The organism is Butyrivibrio fibrisolvens, from assembly GCF_037113525.1.
GTDB lineage: Bacteria > Bacillota > Clostridia > Lachnospirales > Lachnospiraceae > Butyrivibrio > Butyrivibrio fibrisolvens.
In genome coordinates, this window is record NZ_CP146964.1 from 1 (window position 1) to 20,646 (window position 20,646).

Genomic DNA, 20,646 nt, shown 5'->3' on the forward strand with positions numbered 1-20,646 from the left:
ATGCCAAACAATATTGTTAAAAAAGGTGATAATTATAAGAAAAGTAATTTCCTTATAACTTCAAAATACAAATCTTCTATTCTTGAAAACAAAATCTTATCTATCGCTCTTGCTAATGCAGATGATATTCATGAAGAAAGTGAAGGACTGGTTTATGAAATCGCAGTTTCAGATCTTAAACGTAAGATGAATATCAGTAAGAGCTATGGTAGTTTCTACGATAAGCTTGATGATGCTGCCAAGTCTATGACAGGTCGTACGATTGGTACAAGTAATAAAAAGAATCGTACATTCGATTACATATCCGTTGTTACAAGAGCTACAAGTAAAGATGGAATATTCAGGATCATTTTTAATCCTGCTTTAAAAGAGAATATTATAGATATTAAAGACAAATTTACCGTACTTAAGCTTTCTACAATGTTATCTTTTAAGTCTTCCTACTCTCTCCGTTTATATGAACTTTTGAAAGACGAATTACAGGAGATAAAGTGGCAACAGGATCGTGAAGCCATTGCCGCTGGAAAAAAGAATACATACAGGCAGGAAAATCTTTTTAAGTATGAGACATCAATAGGTCTTGCTGAGTTAAAACTTGAAATGGGCGTTGTTAATGCAGAGCTTGATAAAGTTAAAAGAGTACTTCAGGGCAAGAATCCTGATTACGAGAAAGCTGTAGCAAGCTCCCCGGAACAGATTTTCAAATCCTGGAGCGATTTTAGAAGGCGTGTTTTAGAGAAGGCTACTGAAGAAATAAATGAAAAGACAGATCTTCATGTTGAATTTGAAGCTGATAAAGCTGGACGAGGTGGTAAAGTCGTAGGAGTTACTTTTATTATCACTGATTCTAAAAGTAACAAAAATTCACCTAAAGCTTCTACAGAAGTTTTAATGGACGATTTGGGTGATCTTGATATTGTAGAAATCGAAGATTTCGATATAGATGATCTTATCGATAAAGTTAGACTAATCATATCTGAAAATCTAAAAACAAAAGAGATTAAGTCTATTCTTCAGGCTGCTGATAATGATATATCAAAGATAAAAGACGCATATGAGCTTGCATGTAAACAATCCGAGATAGATAATCTTGTTGGCTGGATGATCGCCGCTATTAAAAACGGATATACTGCTACTAAGAAAAAGAAAGATTATTCGTATAGTGACTTTGATCAGAATACATATGACTATGAACTATTAGAAAATGAATTACGTGCGAATTAACGATAATATTAGTACATCAGAGCGCAGAATAACACCCCTTCTATTTTCACCACAGAGGCACGTTTCTTGTTATTTTGGATAAAAGTATCGAAAGAATACTAAAACGGATCCTGGAGGCATATAGAGTGGATATACAATATTAGCAATCCAAATGCTGAAAATAGCAAAACAACCTCATATACTAAAAATAAAAAAAGATCACTGAAAGTATTTTTCAGTGATCTTTTTCATAGCGTTCATAATAAAAGTGCATTACATTTTATTAAAAGAATATGTTTTCGCAACTTTGAATCAGAAATCCGCATTTACTGCGGATTTCGTAAGAAAGTGAATCGGTAGGTAAATAGGCTAGGCACCGAAGGTGTTCTCAATTGGCCTATTTAAATGACTTTTGGAACGAAGTGACAAAAAGTCATAATTTGCTAAAATAATCATTTTAATAATTTTAGTATTCTTGTTAGATGTTCTTTTAATGCAAGTCTTTCATTTTCATCTGTTATTTTAGAAATGTTTTTCTCAAATCTTGTAAATGAAGCTTCATACTTGTCGTAGTAAGATTTAACAATCTTATTCTTGGCTGGTCGAGAAGCTTTTGGCTCTTCGCTCTTGATCTCCTCTTCTACTATCTCGGGTTCAGATTCCTGATCTCCGAATAGATTTACGAATGCAATTTCTCCCAGAAGTTCATTACGCATAGCTTCAAGATTTTCATCTGTACTATCATTTTTGATATTCTTTATAAAATCAGTAAGCTCATTTCTTGAAAATTCTCTTCCGCTGTCAACAGCTTCTTTGATCATTGCTATTGTCTTATCCTGAATAGGAGCGGATAAAGTACTCATAGTAGAAGCAATTGAAAGAGGGATAATGCCTTCTGATTCTGCTTCAATAACTGCTCCGGTACAATCGTTTAATCTCATATATCGCTTAACAGTAGTAACAGATGTTCCAAATTCATTTGCGATTTCATTTAGAACATTACCTGTAAAACCTTCTTTTTTGAGTATACTTTTTAAAAGATTTATCTGTCTTGTGATATATATACTTTTTCCACTTGCAGCAGCATAGATACTTCCACGGGAATGAATATTAAAGGCAAGTAGAAGGCGTTGTCTGTCTGTTTCTTTTTCAGGATATGGACTTACTACACATGGAATGAGCTTATCATATCCGATCATTTTAAGAGCACGTACTCTTCTATGTCCGGAATAGATTTCATAAGTTCCGTCGCGCTTGTCCCATACATTTATTACACCACGGAATCCATCTTTTTTAATTCCACCTGCAAGGTTCTGGATTGATTCTTCATCTACACCACCGAACAGCTCTTCATTTTCTTTATTTTCAACCAGATTTTCAAGTGCAATATTCAGATTAGTGGTATCCATCTGTTGATACTTGGCTGCTATTACGTTGCTGTTAACATGCATTGATTGTCTTGGCATTAGTTCTCCTCTTTCTGTTCAATTCTGTATAAGATTTCTTTAGTTAACGCTACATAATTTTTTGCAATCTGACATCCTGGCTCATACCAGCAAAGTGGTATTCCATTATCGAGTGACCAGTTAGCCTGTGAAGCTTCTTTGGTATATGTATCGAAAAGATTACTTCCAAGAAGTCCTTCCAATTCAGCGGTGAGCTCTTTTGCATATGAATCATTACCATTAACTCTTACGCTGTAAAAACCAAGATGCTCCAGATGATTGTTAATACTCTTTCTTTCAGAGAAAAAAGTACTGAAAGAAGGTATTCCATCTTTACTGTTTGGATCTACATGAACAGGAGTAACAACATAGTCGCTTGATTCGAGTGACATCTGATTTAAAGGCCCTATAGATGAATCCATATCTATAAGAACGTAATCATAATCACCGACTTCTTCAAGAACTTTATTAAGAACTTCTTTACTGATAGATCCTGTACTGATTGTCTGCTCAACATTAGATAAAGTTGTTTCTGACATATCTTTATTTCTTGTACAGATGATATCTATATTGTGATATGAAGGCTCTTCGCCATATTTGGTTGGGAACATACATTGTTGAATGGCATCTTTAACTACAGCTTTTCTCATTCTTTGTGGTGCCAAGAAGCAGTCTTCTATAGTACTGATTCCATCTATCCAGGCATAACTGCCACCATTTTCGAGAGTTTTGTATGACATATATCTCATTGTGAGGTTAGCCTGTGGGTCAGTATCAATTACAAGTACTTTTGCGCCATAATTTTTAGCGAGAACCGCTGAAATATTGAACACGCTGGTAGTTCTGGTCGCCCCACCCTTGTTAGAATAAAAAGATATTGTTCTCATTTTCTTCTCCCATATTTTAGATTTGTACTTTCAAATTATAACATATAAAAAATAAGATGAAACAAAAATGTTTCAAAAACATGCATGATTTTTTAAAATGAAGGGCCACCGTGGCCCTTCATTTTAAAAAATCACTTTAATTCAAAAGAATAGTACCTATAAATAATATATTGGTGAAAAGAATGAAGCGATCAAATCCGTTTTTTAGGAATAAGGAGGGGCCACGGTGGACTATATTGTTAAAATAATAACAGGAAGGTTCACCGTGGCCCTTCACCCAAAAAATGATGAAAGGCAAAGCTAAGTGTGGTATCATGTTAACAAGTTCTATTTATTCCCAATCAGCAGAAAATCATATTTGTTTAGAGAGCAAGGTTACATAGAAATTATCTCATGAAACAAATGCACAAGGAGGGTGCTTTATGGCTTCATACACAGATAAGAGATATGGTCTTTTTGAAGATACTTCTTTTGACAATAATAAGAAAAGAAGAGAAAATCTTGTGACTAATAATTCAAAAAACGGAGAGTATGATAATAGTAATACTGCATTAAATGAAGGAAGTAATTCTGGCTTTAACGAGCCAGCAGCTGTCTATGAAGGCTCAATATATATTCCAACAAAAGTCACATATTCATTACCCAAAAAGAAGAGCGTAGATGTTATTAAAGATGAAGAAAAAGAACTGTATCTGAAAAGCGAAGAACAATTCGAACAGATATCAGAGAAATCATTCAAAGGACAGCTTGAAGCATATAGAAGAAACAATGCAGCAAGCGTATGGAAACTTCTATCAAGCGGAGAACTGGCGCCTTCAATGCAATCAAAAACAAAAGCCAAAGCTGACGTATCTGAAGAAGGATATTGGGGAGCAAAAAGCACTTCTGAAAGAATCTTTGACTTTGCCAAGACGATGTCAGAAGGCTCTGCAGACAGAATGAAAAAAATGAGAATCAGGATGGAACAGGCAGTTGACTCTGTAACAAGAGAATGGGGAAGCGAACTCCCAGGTCTGTGCCAGGAAACCATTCAAAATACAAGAAGACTATTTGCTGATTACCTGGCAAAAGAAGGAGAAATAATCAATTAGCTTTTATAGTCATAGTAAGTAAGAAGTAGATCAACTACATGATTGTAGCTAAGCTTTCCTTCTTTTACACCATTAACTTTAAGAGTGGTATCAACAAATGTATCTGCGGCTTTTTTGACTTTTTCAGTAGAAAAAAGTGCATGGGAGTTAACATATTCCCATGCTTCCTCGGTGAGAAACTCGTCATCATGCCATACCAGATCACTAACAGCCACGTGGGATTTATAGGTTTCTATATCGACAGATCTGTAAAAGGTGTTATTAACATAGTTAAGAACGCTAAGATATCCACTATACTGAAAAAATACATCATCTGACTTGATACAGGCAAAAAAGCCTATAAGATTTGCTTCGTCTTCATAAATATATCCACGCGTATGAGCAAGCTCATGACACATAGTAAATGGTTTACTTCCTATAGACATTAAACCATTGATGTTTGCTTCCATTGAAAAAGGAAAATAGTATCCCTGCATATATTGCTGACTCATAAGTACTGAACTGTCCAGAGTTTTAGGTATAACCTGGAATCCATTCATTCGGGAGAATGTGCCATCAAGATTTTGCATGGAGATTCTGGCCTGAGCTCCAATATCTTCGGTATATATAATATTTCCAAGTTCATCTCTCTCGAAGATCAGAGCATATTCATTAAGTTTATTGACAATATGGTCTCGAAGCAAAGTGAGTTCTTCAAGCGTGTAAGTATAATTGCATTCGAACTGTGTACAGTGATATAAAGAAAAACAGTTAAGATTCATTATCAGATAAATAAAAGAAAGTATCCATGTGAAAACATCAAAGTATCTTTTGATAAAGCCAGGTATAGTATACTTTTTTGATTTTTTCTTTTGAAATATAAAGATAATAAACGAAATCAGTAAATAAAACAAAGCTGCTATGAATAATGCAAGAAGAATAAGGCCTATAAATATCAGCTTTTCTCCAAAGGAAAAAGAGAAAAGGCTTGTGAAACGACCATAGGTGTTTATCCAAATAGGGAATATATTATTTGTATACCAATCTGAAAATGCAGTTGATAAAAGGCAGACAATTAAAAATAGTGTTGAAAAAGTAACGATGCCCAGCTTGATTTTTGTCGAAAGACATATTTTCTTTTTACCCACGATCATAACCTCCATTAACGAAAAAAGACTCTTGTGATCCGGCTCCGGAAAATTTTTTTGAAGCGGATACATATAACAAGAAACTATACATTTTTGAATCATAGATTCAAAAATGCAGCAATAGAGCCAAGTGAGTTCGACTTCGTCGAAGGCTCTATTGCCAACCGATTCATCGAATCACGAAACACGCAGTAAATGCGCGTTTCTGTAATTTACATTCAAGAAGTCATACTAATTATAGGCTTATATAGATTATTGTGGCAATATTTCTATTTTGCCGAAACGAGGGATATGTGCGATAATAATAACGTTGAATGTCATTTGAAAGGAGATTAAGACATGAATTACAAAGAAAAAAGCGCTGAATGGTTAGCGAAACTCCCCAAGGATGATCCTCTTTACATAGAACTTGATGAGATTGTTAAAAAGAGCGAGACGGATCCTAATGCTGAGGCAGATATAGAGGATCGCTTTTATAAAGAATTGTCATTTGGAACTGCAGGACTTCGTGGAAAAATTGGTGTAGGAACAAATAGAATGAATTTCTATACTGTTGGAAGAGCTACACAGGGTATTGCAGATTATATTAAGGGATTTGGACAGGATGCAATGGATAAGGGCGTTGTTATTGCACATGACCCTCGCCATTTTTCCAAGGAATTTTCAAAATATACAGCTTCAATACTTGCGGCCAATGGAATTAAGACATATGTATTTCCTGATCTTCGCCCAACTCCTGAGCTTGCATTTCTTGTAAGAAGACTTGGAACAATATCGGGAATCAATATCACTGCATCTCATAATCCAAGAGAATACAACGGATACAAAGCTTACTGGGATGATGGATGCCAGGTTGGTCAGGAAATTGCTGATGGAATGACTGAGTGCATTCTCAAGGTTGATTATTTTAATGGTGTAAAGAAAACAGATTTTGATGAGGCTGTAAAGAGTGGCCTTATCACTGTACTTGGACCTGAATATGACAGAGAATATCTGGACAAGATCGAGTCACTGTCAATACATGGCGGAGATGAGATAGATCTTTCTATACCACTTGTATATACTCCTCTTAACGGCGCTGGAAGCATTCCGTTTACCCAGATGCTTAAGGATAGAGGATTTACAAATTGGCATATTGTTGAAGAACAGAAAGATCCGGATCCTGATTTTACAACAGTTGGATATCCTAATCCAGAAGCACCGGCAGCATTTAAAATGTCTGAAGAGCTTGGTAAAAAAGTCGGAGCTGAGCTTCTTATGGCTACAGACCCTGATTCAGACAGATTTGCAATAGAAATACTCACAGATAGTGGCGAGTATGTTCCGCTTAACGGTAACCAGACAGGATATCTTCTTGTTAACTATATCCTTGAAGGACATAAGAGTGCTGGAACTCTTCCTGATAATGGCGCGATGGTTAAGTCAATCGTTACATCTACAATGACAACCAAAATGGCTGAATCTTATGGCGTAGAGATGTTTGAATCTCTTACAGGATTTAAGAATATATGCGGAAGAATTCCTTTCCTTGAAGAAAATAAGTTCCAGTATCTTTTTGGATATGAAGAATCTGTTGGTTATGCAGCTTGCATTGACATCAGAGATAAGGATGGAATTAGCGCAGGTATGCTTGTTGCTGAAGCTGCAGCATATTATAGAAAACAGGGCAAAACATTATGGCAGGTTCTTACACAGTTATACGAAAAGTATGGTTTCTATGATGAATATGAGCCTAACATGGTGCTTGAAGGAATTGAAGGTGCAGAGAGAATCGGACGCATGATGGATTACATCCGCAGCAATCCTCCAAAGGAAATAGCCGGAAGAGAAGTAGTTAATATCATAGATTACTTAAATGGATCCGAGGATATTGAACATCCTGAAAACAAGATTCCGGGAACAAATGCTTTAAGATACTTCCTTAAAGAAAATGATGAGAATCTCAAAGAATCAGATACCTGGTTTTCTATAAGACCGTCAGGAACAGAGCCTAAGATCAAGTTCTATTTCTACACTAAGCAGACAAGCAGAGAGAAAGCGCTTGAAGCTAATAAAGAGATAAGTAAAGCTGTAATGGATATTATCAATGCAGTTGAGTAAATGATTTTTTACAACTAAATAAAGATATTAGCAAATGTTATATGCTAACAGCTTAAAGCTCTTTGTGACTAAAAGTTGCAAAGAGCTTTTTTTCAATAGAAAATTCCTATTAGTACGAAACTCCTCTCCTTTTTGGTCTATAGGATCACAAGGAATATCCCCCGTGAAACATCACGCATCAGCATGCGATATGAAAAATAATTTACAATCCTGAATGAGTGCTATAATAATAGCATAGTACAAATGTAATGCCCTGTGTGATAGGGAATAAATTGATCAACATGTTCGAGGTGGGATTCCGTGAAACATAGAAAAAAGATCATTTCAAATAAATCCTTTGCCGCAATCTGGGATGCTGCGTCGAAAGCTGCATCTTACAGAGAATTATGTAATATGGCCTATGAAAGCAAGCATTTTAGCCCTGCATATATGGAAAAGAATAGCGATATTGGTTTGGAAGAATTATATATAGTTCTAGAAAACATTTATAAGGCTTACAATATGACCTTCGAAGAGATAATTACTAAAGCCGGTACAACCAATAGTAAACTCAGAGATTGTTTTTGTATTCCCGAGAAGTCTATAGAGGCATGGAAGAGCGGCAGAAATAAATGCCCTGATTATATAAGGCTTATGATTCTACGATACTATCACCTTATAAATCCTGGTAAATATATATACACAGAAGAGTATGATAACTTTTTAAATACTATTCCAAAAGTATATGAGGAATCAAACAAGAACAAGACAGACAATAAGGTAGCTAACAAGAAAACCGACAGAACAAATAAAAAAGCTAAAGACGAAGCAGATCAATATAATAGCGAAGATGATGATTTTAATGATCTTATAAATAGTCTCCCTTCATTAAGTCAGGGATTCGACACATATTATGAAAACGTGATTAAAAATAAAAAAAGCAGTATCGTAAACAAAACAGATTACTTAGATGATATTTTAAAGAATAGAAAAAAATAAAAAAGGAATAATAAAGCTCCATAAAGACATTAATGATAAATACCAAACGATATGACCTGAATTAAGCTGACACAACCCGCTCCAAGGCTTGCTTGGAGCCTGTTATCAGTTGAATGTGTTATTAAAAACGAGACTAAAATAGTCAATTTTAGCATCAAAAAACCGATTTAATACCGTATGGAATGAAAAAAAGCTTCAAAGCAAGTATATACGCCTGCTTCAATAATTTAGAAACAAAAGAATCATAATCTATTAAACATAAAAACTATTTTTACATATATATCTGAATTTTCAAAAGGTATATGCCGATATACAAAATGCACGTTGATTTATATTGTTTTATCGAACTGCGTTGAAAAACGGAGGTAGCAATGAACAAAGAATTATATGATGCGGTTTTTGGGTACGGCGATTCTAAGATTGATCCATTTGCAACTACAGAGGCTGACTTTGATGCTATAGTTAAGGATATGAGACTTGGCGGATATGAGATCACAGCATTAAATGTTGTTGAATTCATATTGCTGACTGAATGTGACGAGCTTAGCAATATAAAAGCTGCTATTATTGATGAAGCTAAGGATCTTCCAAACAGGGAAGATTATTGCAAGGAGAACTATGGGATTTCATTTAAGGAACTCTTTGCACTTGAGCCCAAGACGGATATTGAATGGGATATCAAGAGCGGCAGCGTGATCATATTCCTGTCAGGAGAAGCACAATTTAAAGAAGATGCATATATGAAGGTGTTCGGAAATGCATTGCAGGAGTTCTGCAAGAAAACCGGCTTTACTTATGTAAAACTGGGTGAGACAATGTAAAAGGAGCATAGAAATACATCCATGTATTTCTAAACATGCTCTTATTACATCCTGTAAAAGGAGCATAGAAATACATCTGAATATTTGGAGGGAAAAGGGTTATGGAGAATAATGCTGAGAGTACTTTGTCTGAAAAGGAATTGTTGTCTCAGATTCGTGATCTTCAGGAAAAAAAGCTAAAAGTTGAAAAACGCACATCAAAACTATTATTTGCACTTACACTTGTCATTCTTATTGCTGTAATTGTTATGGTGCCGGCAACGTTAATGCTTTTCAACAAAGTAACACAGACTGTCGATAAGGCAAATGGCGCAATCGATGATATTACAGCAACAGTTCAAAGAGCTGAGACTACGCTTGATGGAATTGACGAAATGACAGAAAGTGCAAGTCAGGCGGCCAGCAATATGAACCAGCTTGTTGAGGATAATTCAAAAACATTAAATGAATCAATCAAAGCTTTATCAGAAGTTGATTATGAAGGACTCAATGAAGCAATAAATGATCTTAAATCCACAGCCAGCTCTATGGCTGAAGTGATGAGTGTATTTGGCCACTGATCTTTTTGGGTATCATTACAATATAATAAAGACGTAGCTACAACCTGTCAGATTAACAGAATCTGGCAGGTTTTTCATTTATACAAAAGATAAACCTGCCCATTTTACAAAGCTTCACAAAGAAACACACGATATTTTGTAGAATCTGCAAGGAATTTTAGGTTTCATAATTATCGATTTATAGTATAATATTCTTATACTAAAAAAAGGGTGCTGGTGCAGTTTCAGTTTTGGGAGGTATACATTCTTGAACTATATTCTCACTAAGACCGCTTCTATTCTGGCTTTTTGAGCTTAGCAGTTCAGGAAATCTTACTTTTTTCGGGGATCTATTGTATTTTTTCCCAAGTCCAATCAGGATATTTGACAGCTGCAGCCAGGCAGGATGGAGGAAGAAATGGCAAACAGCAAAAAACGTAATGTTATTGTTGGTCAGTCAGGAGGACCTACCGCTGCAATAAATTCATCTCTTGCGGGTGTCTACAGGACGGCCAAAGACAGGGGCTACAACAAAGTCTATGGTATGCTTCATGGTGTACAGGGACTTCTTGAAGGCAGATACGTTGATCTGTCTGAGCACATTCAGTCAGGACTTGATGCGGAACTCTTAAAGAGAACACCTTCTGCATACCTCGGTTCCTGCAGATACAAACTCCCCGGAATTAATGAAAACAAAGAAGTATATGAAAAGATTTTTGATATCCTTGAAAAACTTGAGATCGACTGCTTCATATATATAGGCGGTAACGATTCAATGGATACTATCAAAAAGCTTTCTGACTATGCAATTGTATTTGGTTCTGACATTCGCTTCGTAGGATGTCCCAAGACAATTGATAACGATCTTGCTCTTACAGATCACACACCAGGATATGGTTCAGCTGCAAAGTATATCGGAACATCCGTTAAGGAGATCATCCGTGATGGATGGAGTCTTGAGACTGCACATGGTCAGGTTATGGTCGTAGAGATCATGGGCCGTAATGCGGGCTGGCTTACTGGTGCTGCTGCACTTTCTAAGAGTGAAGACTGCGATGGACCTGATGCTATCTATCTTCCTGAACTTCCATTTGATATTCAGGCATTTATTGATAAGTGTAAAGAGCTTCTTAAGAAAAAAGCTTCTGTTGTAGTTGCTGTTTCTGAAGGTATACATACTGCTGATGGCAAGTACATCTGTGAGATGGACAATGATCCGGATTATGTAGATGCATTTGGTCATAAGCAGCTTACAGGTACTGCAAGATATCTGTGCAGCGTTCTTGCAGCAGAGATTGGATGTAAGACACGTGCTATCGAACTTTCAACTCTTCAGCGTGCTGCAAGCCACTGTGCATCCAGAGTTGATATTCTAGAAGCATACGAAGTTGGCGGTGCTGCTATGAAAGCTGCTGACGAAGGCGATACCGGCAAGATGGTTGTCATCAAGAGACTTTCAGATGATCCTTATCAGGCTGGTACTGAAGTTAAGGATGTTCATAAGATCGCTAATGACGAAAGACTTGTACCACGTAACTGGATCACGAAGGACGGAACATATGTAACTAACGAGTTTATTACATATGTAAGACCTCTTATCCAGGGTGATGTTTCTCCTATCATGGTTGATGGTATTCCTCGTCATCTTTATAGAAAGGGATTCCAGGATCTGCTCTGATTTTCTCCAAGTATAGAACAATTCCGGTTAGCCCTGCAATTATTGCAGGGCTTTGAACCGGTTAATAAAGAGGGGGCTGCTTTTCAGGTTTTGCAAAATAGTCCTAGGAGTAAATTAGAAAATAATAATCCGCGGGGAGGTGAGGAGAAAAAAGGATATTCTGTTTTTGCCTGATCAACAGCAGAAATGGAGGAAACATGATAAGCTTTTTGCTATGTCTGGTTATTATGATCGCAGGATATTTTACTTACGGTAAGTTTGTTGATAATATCTTTGGCCCGGATGATCGTGAGACACCGGCGGTTGCGATCAACGACGGTGTTGACTACGTTGTAATGCCGCAGTGGAAGCTTTTCCTTGTTCAGCTTCTTAATATTGCCGGACTGGGACCTATCTTTGGCGCGTTACAGGGCGCATTGTGGGGACCGATTGTTTTTCTGTGGATAACCTTTGGTACAATCTTTGCCGGAGCAGTTCATGATTATTTCTCAGGAATGCTCTCAGAACGTAACAATGGTGATTCTATTGCCGAAGTAACCGGAACATATCTTGGACCGACAATGAAGACAATCTTGAGAGTATTCTCAGTAGTTCTTCTCGTAATGGTAGGAACAGTTTTTGCTGTTGGCCCTGCCGGACTGCTTGTAAAACTCCTTACAGAAAAAGGCGTAACAGGAGTATTTGCGCAGACAACAGTTTGGCTTGGAATAATTCTTGCATATTACTTTATCGCAACTTTTATTTCAATTGATAAAATCATAGGACGAATCTATCCTATATTCGGAATATGCCTTATCGCAATGGCGGTGGGTGTTATAGTTGGTATCCCTGTTCATGGATATCATATTCCGGAGATTTTCAGTAACTTCTCTAACATGCATCCATCAGCAACACCAGTATGGAGCTTTATGTTCATAACCGTTGCTTGCGGAGCTATTTCAGGCTTCCATTCAACACAGTCACCTCTTATGGCAAGATGTCTTAAGAGCGAGAGACAGGGACATTTCGTATTCTACGGTGCGATGGTTGCAGAAGGTTGTATCGCTTTAGTATGGGCAGCTGCAGGTTGTGCTGTTTATGAAGCAACAGGCGGTCTTTCAACAGGACTTGCAGAAATCCTTCAGGGCGGACAGTCAGTAGCTATCTATGATGTAAGTGTTAAGACAATGGGAAGCGTAGGTGTTATCCTTGCCATGATCGGCGTTGTTATCTGCCCTATCACATCAGGTGATACAGCATTCCGTTCAGCAAGATATGCACTTGCAGACTGGATGAACTTTGACCAGGGTTCTTTCAAGAACAGACTGGCACTTACAGTTCCTGTACTTGGCGTTGGAGCATTCCTTGGATTTGGTAATACACTCGGATTCCTTAGCTATCAGGTTATCTGGAGATATTTTAGCTGGACCAACCAGACTCTCGCTATGATAGTTCTTTGGTCAGCAGCTATGTATCTTGCTAAGGAGCACAAGAATTACTGGATCGCAGTAGCTCCTGCAACATTTATGAGCGCAGTATCAGCAACATATTTTGTAATGGCACCGGAGTGTCTTGGACTTATTCCGGCTCTAAAGAACAATACTTTAGTAGCTTATCCGGCAGGCATAATCATCGCTGTATTATTCCTTGGATTATTCCTTAATTCAGCGAAAAAAGTAACCGGAAACGGAAAAGGTCAGGGCCGTAAAACAGCTTAAATAAGCAAAAAAACATGAAGAATATTGGGCCGGTCTATAATAGGCCGGCCCAAACTTAAATGTGGGAGGGGCTAAAAGAGTATGGTGATATCATTTGCGTTAGAAAATAAATTTTCTATGGAAAAAGAGGTGCTTAGGGAGGATAAAAAAAACTGTAAGAAAATAGGTCCAGTAGGCCTGGGGAGTAAAGCTATTTATCTGAATAGCTTTTATATAGACAGAATGTGGTATCTGCCCTGGGAAGAGGTAGACAGGGTATATAAAAGAATCGCAATGAGTGCCGGAGGCTTCACGGGTAAAGGAGTATTTGGCGCAATGTCATACCTTGTGGTTCTGATGAAGAATGGAAAAGAAAAGCAGTGCCTTTTTAAACATGAGGAAGATGTTGATAAGGTTCTGGCTTATATCAAACAGGAGCATCCGCAGATTCCTGTATATAGCAAAAATGCAGAGAAGAAGCTTGAGGAAGCAAGAGCTTCTTTTGAAAAAAAATATGTCAAAAATCTTTCAGATGAAAGTAAAAGATCGATTAAAAAGCTTGAAAATGCAAAGCAGTATCTGGAAAAAAAGCCTGTGCTGACTCAGCACTTATCAAAAGCAGCCGGCAAGATGAGAGTCCAGCAGATGGTTCCGGAGTCTTCAAGAAGACTTGGAATAGGTATATTTATATTATCAGTATGTACAGTATTATCAGGAATACCATGTGTTATTAAAGGGACTCCTTACGGAATGTATATGCTATTGTTTGGATTTGCATTTTTCATATTTTCACTTACCGGTAATCTCGTACCAATAGGATCAAATGCTAAGAAAAAAATTGAAGAAGACTGGGAAGATTCAGTAATAGAAATTAGGGACTATATAGCTAAAAGTCCTGATTTTCCGCTTCCTGCCCGTTATGCTCATCCTGTAGTAATAGACAGAATGATAAGGATCATAAAAGAAGGCAAGGCAACTACTATCAATGAAGCATTAGAAGTTGAAAAGAAAGAACTTAAAGCGCTGAATTCAGATGTTAAGGTATCACAAGAGGAATATGATGAGGTTGTAGCAGTTAAACCTATGTTCCTTGTAAGTGAATATAAATAACTAGAGTTATAGTATAACCGTAGTAAAATTCTAATGTTATGGAGCTATAGGACATAATTTTGCTTTGTGTTAACTTGCGATATGGGGGATAAACGTGAATAACTGGCTTGTATTTTTGAAAGAAGAGGGGATTTCTTCTGACATAATAAAAGACGTTGAAGATTTTAATAAAGAACATGAAACACCACAAATATATACTTCCAGAATACCTGATCCAAAGTATTTATACTATGGAAAAGATATATGGGAAAAAGCTCTTTGCAGCATTCTTGCAGGTGAGAATATACTTCTTTCAGGTCCTAAAGCAACTGGAAAGAATGTACTTGCCCAAAATCTTGCAGCAGTGTTTGAAAGACCCGTGTGGGATGTCTCTTTTCATATAAATGTTGATGCATCCTGGCTTGTTGGAACAGATACATTTGATGGAGAGAAGGTTGTATTCAGACAGGGGCCTGTTCTTGAATGTGCTATAAATGGAGGATTTGGAGTACTTGATGAGATCAACATGGCAAGGAACGAAGCACTTGCAGTTCTTCATTCTGTTCTGGATTTCAGGCGTGTACTTGATGTGCCTGGATACGAGCGAACAAGCCTTAATGATGCTACTAGATTTATAGCAACAATGAACTATGGCTATGCAGGAACCAGAGACTTAAATGAAGCACTATGCTCGAGATTTGCAGTAATAGATATGCCGGTCATAAATGAGGAAGACTTAAAGCGTCTGATCATAAGAGAATATCCTGATATTAAAACAGATATCTGCGATCAATTTGTACGTCTTTATAAGGAGATTGAAAAGAAGGCAGAAAGTGCAGAAATAACAGAAAGAGCACTAGATATCAGAGGCCTTTTAGGTGCCATAGGACTTATGAAAAAAGGCATTAAGTCAGGGCCTGCCATAAGTATGTGTATCGTCAACAAGACCTTTGATTCATATGAAAGAAAGCTCGTTTCAGATGTTGTTGACGCCAGAATACCAGCAGATCTTGACAGAGAGGTTATTTTTGCATGATCAAAAAACAATACGAGGGCAATTCTAAAAGAGCTTTGAATATAGTATGGAATGCAGCTGGGCGGTACGATTTCGAACCGCCTTTTTTAGCCTTTTATTCAAATGGTAAACCTGATCATTATTTCAATATGATAATAGGTCTTACTATTAAGTGGTTTGAAAGTAGTAAAATAGAGGCTTTTTTTAATAACTACAGTTTTTTAAAAAGGGCGCCGGAACTTGATTCTTATATGTGGCTTGCAATTGAAAACTGCATATATGAAAAAGAAAAGAATGAAAGGCTAATACTTCCACGCCTGCGTCAGGACAGAGCAGAAGAGTTTTTTGAGACAGTTAGAAACTATTCCCGTCAGCAGATGGAAATGCAGAGTATTCCTGTCCTTAATCAGGAGGAAGCCAGATGGGCACATGTACTTGGAAAAAAGCCCACCCTTCTGACAGAAAAAGAAAAGAGGATTGCTAAAGCTTTATTGGTTTCAGGAGACCTTGATACTGACGGACTTATAAAAGAACTATCACATATACTAAAAGAATATTTTAATCTTGATATAGAAAAGCTACCAAAAGACAGAAGCAGAAATAAGAAATCATCATTTTATACTCTTTTATCTAAAGCATTGCAAAAAAAGAATAAGGAAACAGAAACCCTGTTTGTCAGAAATGGAACAGGAATCGGTAATAGAGAAGGTTCTGTTACGCTTGTTCATGAAGATCTTTTTATTAACAATACGGAATATACTAAAAATAGAAAATATATAGAAGACTCATTTGGAAAATGCATCTATTCAGATGAAGAAATGAAGGTTCTTGAAAAAGATGTATGTAATGAAAATGATGAAGGGTGCCATCTATGGATAACAGATGGTATGTCTGAAACTCTTGCAGATAAAGAAAAAACACTTATCACACAGTCAAGAAATTTCCAGGATCAGATCAGAAAAAACAGAGTTTATTATGAACAAAGAAGCATGCAGATAAGAGAAAGTATAAAAAATCTTTCTGCAGAGATCAGTACGATCGTCGAAACATACTCAAGAAGTCTTCCTCAGGAATGCAAAAGAGGAAAACTTGAAAGTAATAAAGCGTACAGGCTTCCTCTTTTAGGAGACACAAGAGTATTTCTAAATGAAGGAGATGAGAAGGATTATAAGATAACAGTAGATATATTATTGGACGCGTCCCAGTCGAGAATGAATTATCAGGAAAGCTTAGCTACTGAAGCTTATATTATTGCTGAGAGTTTTGAGAAGGCTCACATTCCTGTAAGTATCAGAGCCTTTAGATCGATATGCGGATACACAGTGATCGAAAATCTCAAACAAAGCAGTGATAGAAGATGTGACGGTGCGTTTAACTATGTTGCAGCAGGATGGAACAGAGACGGACTTTGCCTTAAAACGATAGACCATTTGTATCTGGATGAGAAGGATGATAGTGTTTTGAGATTCCTTTATGTATTAACAGATGCAAGTCCTAATGATTCTATGCCTTTAAAAAGCAGGAAGAATGGCCTCTTTGCAAAAGAGTATGAAGGAATAGCAGCTGTAGAAGATGCGAGAGAGGCTGTAAAAAAGTTAAGAAATCATGGAATAAGTATAGGCGCCGTATTCTTTGGAGCTTCTATGCATCTTGATAACGTCAGTGTCATTTATGGCGACGACTATGTAAGGATCCTTAAGATGAGGCAGCTTCCTGAAGCAGTGAGCAGCCTTTTTAGAAGAACGATACAGAAGAAATGTATCTGATAATTGAAATCCTCGTCGTATCGTTCTTTTTTATATGTATAAATCAGATAGACTGATAATAAAGTAAGTATTAAAACTGCTGATTGATTTCAGAGATCTTTGCACGGGCTTTGGTAGCGGCAGATTGCATGAGATCTTCATTAGACAAGACTTCAGCTTTGATTCCGTGCTGGCGGATAATATTGCAGGCAGTATCATAATAAGAAACAGGGACTTTAATGTAATAGATATCCCTGTCTATTCTTCCGTTAGGCCCCATATTACGAGGATCCAGATGCGAAGCGCCGACACCGGGGATGACTTCTTCCTGCTGGTAATGACCGGATGAGATTCCCTTAATGCCGCTTTCTTTAAGAAGGGATTTGATAGCTTTAAAGGTGTGTTTATCTTTTTTTCTATAGATTAGCTTCTTGTGTTCGAATAGTGTTTGAAATATGCCCATATAAGAATCCCCCTTTATTGTATATATTAATTATATGATCTGTATTTAAAGATTCAAGGAAATAGTGCTACGCTTTAACAATGTGATGCGATGAAAAAAATATGGACATGCATAGATAATGATGCTATATATATGTAAGGGTCATTGCTATAGATTCAGGCTATAGCGTGTTGAGATTTGGGGAACATATTTCATAAAAATGTTTGAGTAAACAATAAAAAATCAGAAAAGAGGATAGTGCAGTGAGAGCAGAAACTAAATGCATTCAGGCAGGTTATGAACCAAAGAATGGCGAATCTCGTCTGATGCCTATTGTACAGTCAACAACATTCAAATATGACACTAGTGAGGATATGGGTAAGCTTTTTGACCTTGAGGCAAGCGGATATTTCTATACAAGGCTTCAGAATCCCACTAATGATTACGTTGCAGCCAAGATCGCAGCATTAGAAGGCGGAACAGCAGCAATGCTTACATCATCAGGTCAGGCAGCAACATTTTTTGCAGTATTTAACCTTGCAGGACAGGGAGATCATGTAATAGCTTCTTCAACTATCTATGGCGGAAGCTTTAACCTGTTTAATGTTACAATGCGTAGAATGGGAATCGATTTTACTTTTGTTGATCCTGACTGCTCAGATGAAGAGCTTGAAAATGCATTTAAGCCTAATACAAAGGCAGTATTTGGTGAGACAATTGCCAACCCTGCCCTTAATGTGTTCGATATCGAGCGTTTTGCTAAAACAGCGCATGCACACGGCGTTCCGCTTATCATCGACAACACTTTTGCAACACCTATTAACTGTCGTCCTATCGAATGGGGAGCTGATATCGTAACTCATTCTACTACTAAATATATGGATGGTCATGATGCAACAGTAGGTGGCGCGATCGTAGATTCAGGTAAATTCGACTGGATGGCTCACGCAGATAAGTTCCCAGGTCTTTGCACTCCTGATGATTCTTATCACGGAATCACATATGCAGATAAGTTTGGAAAAGAAGGTGCATTCATAACAAAGTGTACAGCTCAGCTTATGAGAGACCTTGGATCCATCCCTTCTCCTATGAACTGCTATATGCTTAATCTTGGACTTGAATCTCTTGCAGTGCGTATGGAAAGACACGTAGCCAACGCTCAAAAGGTTGCAGAATTCCTTCAGGAAAGCGATAAGGTTGAATGGGTTAATTATCCGGGCCTTCCAGGCAATAAGTACTATGAAAGAGCTAAAAAATATATGCCAAACGGAACCTGCGGCGTAATATCCTTTGGGGTTAAGGGCGGCAGAAAATCAGCCGAAGAATTTATGAAGCATCTTAAAGTTGCAATGATCGCAACTCATGTTGCTGATGCTCATACATGTGTGCTTCATCCTGCATCATCAACACATCGTCAGATGACTGATGAAGAACTTCTTGCAGGCGGCGTAGCACCGGATCTTGTAAGACTTTCAGTTGGAATTGAAAACGTAAATGATATTATAGAGGATTTGGAACAGGCACTCGGAGCTATCTAAGCTCAAAGGAGGTTGCTGTGCAAATAATACCTAATATCAAGGAAAGCGATAATAGTTTTAAGAAGACAGCAATCTCTTTTGCACTTCTTGTTAAATGGATTATCCTTGGACTGGTCATAGGTATTATCGTCGGCATGATCGGAACCATGTTTTTCCACATGCTGGCATTTGCAAACTATTTTCGAAGTTCAAATTCATATGTGCTGCTATTTTTACCAATAGCAGGCGTTATTATTGTGTACCTGTATCATTCCTCTAAGGATTATCATGATACAGGTACTAATCTTATAATCAAAGCGATCACAGAAAACGAAAACATCCCCCTATTTAAAGCACCGCTGATAATAATATCTACTTTTCTTACGCATCTGTGCGGCGGATCTGCAGGAAGAGAAGGTGCAGCTCTGCAATTCGGCGGAAGCATTGGCTATAACATCGGGAAACTATTTAAGCTTGACGAAGACGACAGGAAGATCATGACCATGTCAGGCATGGCTGCAGCTTTCTCGTCTTTATTTGGAACGCCAATAGCTGCGGCTTTTTTCTCAATAGAATTGTCGAGTGTTGGAGCTATGCATTATGCAGCACTGGTGCCAGCCGTAACAGCAGCCCTTGTAGCAGAGTTCATAGCAAGGCACTTTGGAGTTAACTGGAAAGTATTTTTTGTAAAGATTGTTCCCAAAATGACTGCAGAACTTGCCCTAAAGAGCGTTGTTATTGCAATATTTGGGGCTTTCATTGGCATAATGTTCTGCCTGACGATAAGATATACCAGAAAAATACTTGATAAGATCTTTAAAAATCCATACATCAAGGTTGTGGGAGGCGGTCTGATAATCGTAGGATTATCATATGTATTTCGAAGTGGCTATTATAACGGAGTTGGAACAGAAGTAATAGAAATGGCCTTTAATGGTGAATCACCATATTGGGCCTTTATTATAAAGATGATATTTACGTCCATAACCCTGGGAGCCGGCTTTAAGGGAGGAGAAATAGTTCCAACCTTATACATAGGAGCAACTTTTGGAAGACTATGCGCTGTAATATTAGGATTTCCTGATCAGCTTGCGGCATCCCTGGGTATGATCGCAGTATTTTGTAGTGTAACTAACTGTCCGGTGACTTCTCTTTTTATAGCTATTAAACTCTTTGGATATGATGGAGCTTTTTATTACATACTGGTAGTTGCAATAAGTTATGCAATATCCGGTTATGACAGCCTATACGGAAGTCAGAGGATCAAATATTCTAAATTCAGATATAAATGAC

General features: G+C 37.4%; 17 protein-coding genes. 13 read left to right on the top strand and 4 right to left on the bottom strand.

Annotated features, from left to right (window positions below; translation table 11 throughout):
* Positions 1-1,224 (top strand): replication initiation protein, encoded by a 1,224-nt coding sequence (locus WAA20_RS19880; protein ID WP_073386816.1) that lies wholly within the window; start codon positions 1-3, stop codon positions 1,222-1,224.
* A 431-nt stretch (positions 1,225-1,655) separates the two neighbouring features.
* Here the strand turns inward: WAA20_RS19880 and WAA20_RS19885 are convergent, their stop codons facing one another.
* Positions 1,656-2,669, bottom strand: a complete 1,014-nt coding sequence (locus WAA20_RS19885; RefSeq protein WP_073386814.1) for a ParB/RepB/Spo0J family partition protein — start codon at positions 2,667-2,669, stop codon at positions 1,656-1,658.
* Positions 2,669-3,535 carry a ParA family protein gene (locus tag WAA20_RS19890; RefSeq protein WP_073386812.1) on the bottom strand — a complete coding sequence of 289 codons (867 nt, stop codon included), beginning with the start codon at positions 3,533-3,535 and terminating at the stop codon, positions 2,669-2,671. The genes WAA20_RS19885 and WAA20_RS19890 overlap by 1 nt, the downstream gene beginning before the upstream one ends.
* Positions 3,536-3,957: 422 nt before the next feature.
* Between WAA20_RS19890 and WAA20_RS19895 the strand changes: the two genes are divergently transcribed.
* A complete protein-coding gene (locus WAA20_RS19895) occupies positions 3,958-4,626 on the top strand; it encodes a hypothetical protein (RefSeq protein ID WP_073386811.1) in 669 nt (222 codons plus the stop codon).
* Here the strand turns inward: WAA20_RS19895 and WAA20_RS19900 are convergent.
* The gene (locus tag WAA20_RS19900) at positions 4,623-5,753 is read right to left on the bottom strand and encodes a DUF3810 domain-containing protein (protein ID WP_167562692.1); all 1,131 of its coding nucleotides are present in this window, start codon (positions 5,751-5,753) and stop codon (positions 4,623-4,625) included. The genes WAA20_RS19895 and WAA20_RS19900 overlap by 4 nt on opposite strands.
* 339 nt (positions 5,754-6,092) lie before the next feature.
* Between WAA20_RS19900 and WAA20_RS19905 the strand changes: the two genes are divergently transcribed.
* From WAA20_RS19905 to WAA20_RS19945, 9 genes are all read left to right on the top strand, one after another.
* Positions 6,093-7,853 (top strand): phospho-sugar mutase, encoded by a 1,761-nt coding sequence (locus tag WAA20_RS19905; protein ID WP_073386809.1) that lies wholly within the window; start codon positions 6,093-6,095, stop codon positions 7,851-7,853.
* A gap of 300 nt (positions 7,854-8,153) precedes the next feature.
* Complete coding sequence (locus WAA20_RS19910) at positions 8,154-8,831, top strand: hypothetical protein (protein ID WP_073386808.1); 678 nt, start codon at positions 8,154-8,156, stop codon at positions 8,829-8,831.
* Positions 8,832-9,202: 371 nt separating this feature from the next.
* On the top strand, positions 9,203-9,652 hold the full coding sequence (locus tag WAA20_RS19915) for a hypothetical protein (RefSeq protein ID WP_073386806.1): 450 nt from the start codon (positions 9,203-9,205) through the stop codon (positions 9,650-9,652).
* Between the two features lie 101 nt (positions 9,653-9,753).
* Entirely contained in the window at positions 9,754-10,212 is a 459-nt protein-coding gene (locus WAA20_RS19920) for a hypothetical protein (RefSeq protein ID WP_073386804.1), read from the top strand.
* Positions 10,213-10,609: 397 nt separating this feature from the next.
* Positions 10,610-11,869, top strand: coding sequence for a 6-phosphofructokinase (locus WAA20_RS19925; protein WP_073386803.1), 1,260 nt, complete (start codon positions 10,610-10,612; stop codon positions 11,867-11,869).
* Positions 11,870-12,066: 197 nt separating this feature from the next.
* The gene (locus WAA20_RS19930) at positions 12,067-13,566 is read left to right on the top strand and encodes a carbon starvation CstA family protein (RefSeq protein ID WP_073386801.1); all 1,500 of its coding nucleotides are present in this window, start codon (positions 12,067-12,069) and stop codon (positions 13,564-13,566) included.
* 81 nt (positions 13,567-13,647) lie between these two features.
* Complete coding sequence (locus tag WAA20_RS19935) at positions 13,648-14,655, top strand: ATPase P (protein ID WP_207649282.1); 1,008 nt, start codon at positions 13,648-13,650, stop codon at positions 14,653-14,655.
* Positions 14,656-14,743: 88 nt separating this feature from the next.
* Positions 14,744-15,670, top strand: a complete 927-nt coding sequence (locus WAA20_RS19940) for a MoxR family ATPase (RefSeq protein ID WP_081373751.1) — start codon at positions 14,744-14,746, stop codon at positions 15,668-15,670.
* Positions 15,667-17,415: a hypothetical protein gene (locus WAA20_RS19945; RefSeq protein ID WP_073386798.1), complete on the top strand. Its 1,749-nt coding sequence runs from the start codon at positions 15,667-15,669 to the stop codon at positions 17,413-17,415. The genes WAA20_RS19940 and WAA20_RS19945 overlap by 4 nt, the downstream gene beginning before the upstream one ends.
* Positions 17,416-17,485: 70 nt before the next feature.
* Here WAA20_RS19945 and WAA20_RS19950 read toward each other — a convergent pair whose 3' ends face one another.
* The gene (locus WAA20_RS19950) at positions 17,486-17,857 is read right to left on the bottom strand and encodes a hypothetical protein (RefSeq protein WP_073386797.1); all 372 of its coding nucleotides are present in this window, start codon (positions 17,855-17,857) and stop codon (positions 17,486-17,488) included.
* Between the two features lie 242 nt (positions 17,858-18,099).
* Between WAA20_RS19950 and WAA20_RS19955 the strand changes: the two genes are divergently transcribed.
* Positions 18,100-19,374 carry an O-acetylhomoserine aminocarboxypropyltransferase/cysteine synthase family protein gene (locus WAA20_RS19955; protein WP_073386795.1) on the top strand — a complete coding sequence of 425 codons (1,275 nt, stop codon included), beginning with the start codon at positions 18,100-18,102 and terminating at the stop codon, positions 19,372-19,374.
* 17 nt (positions 19,375-19,391) lie between these two features.
* Positions 19,392-20,645: a chloride channel protein gene (locus tag WAA20_RS19960; protein ID WP_073386793.1), complete on the top strand. Its 1,254-nt coding sequence runs from the start codon at positions 19,392-19,394 to the stop codon at positions 20,643-20,645.
* The last annotated feature ends 1 nt before the right edge of the window (position 20,646 follow it).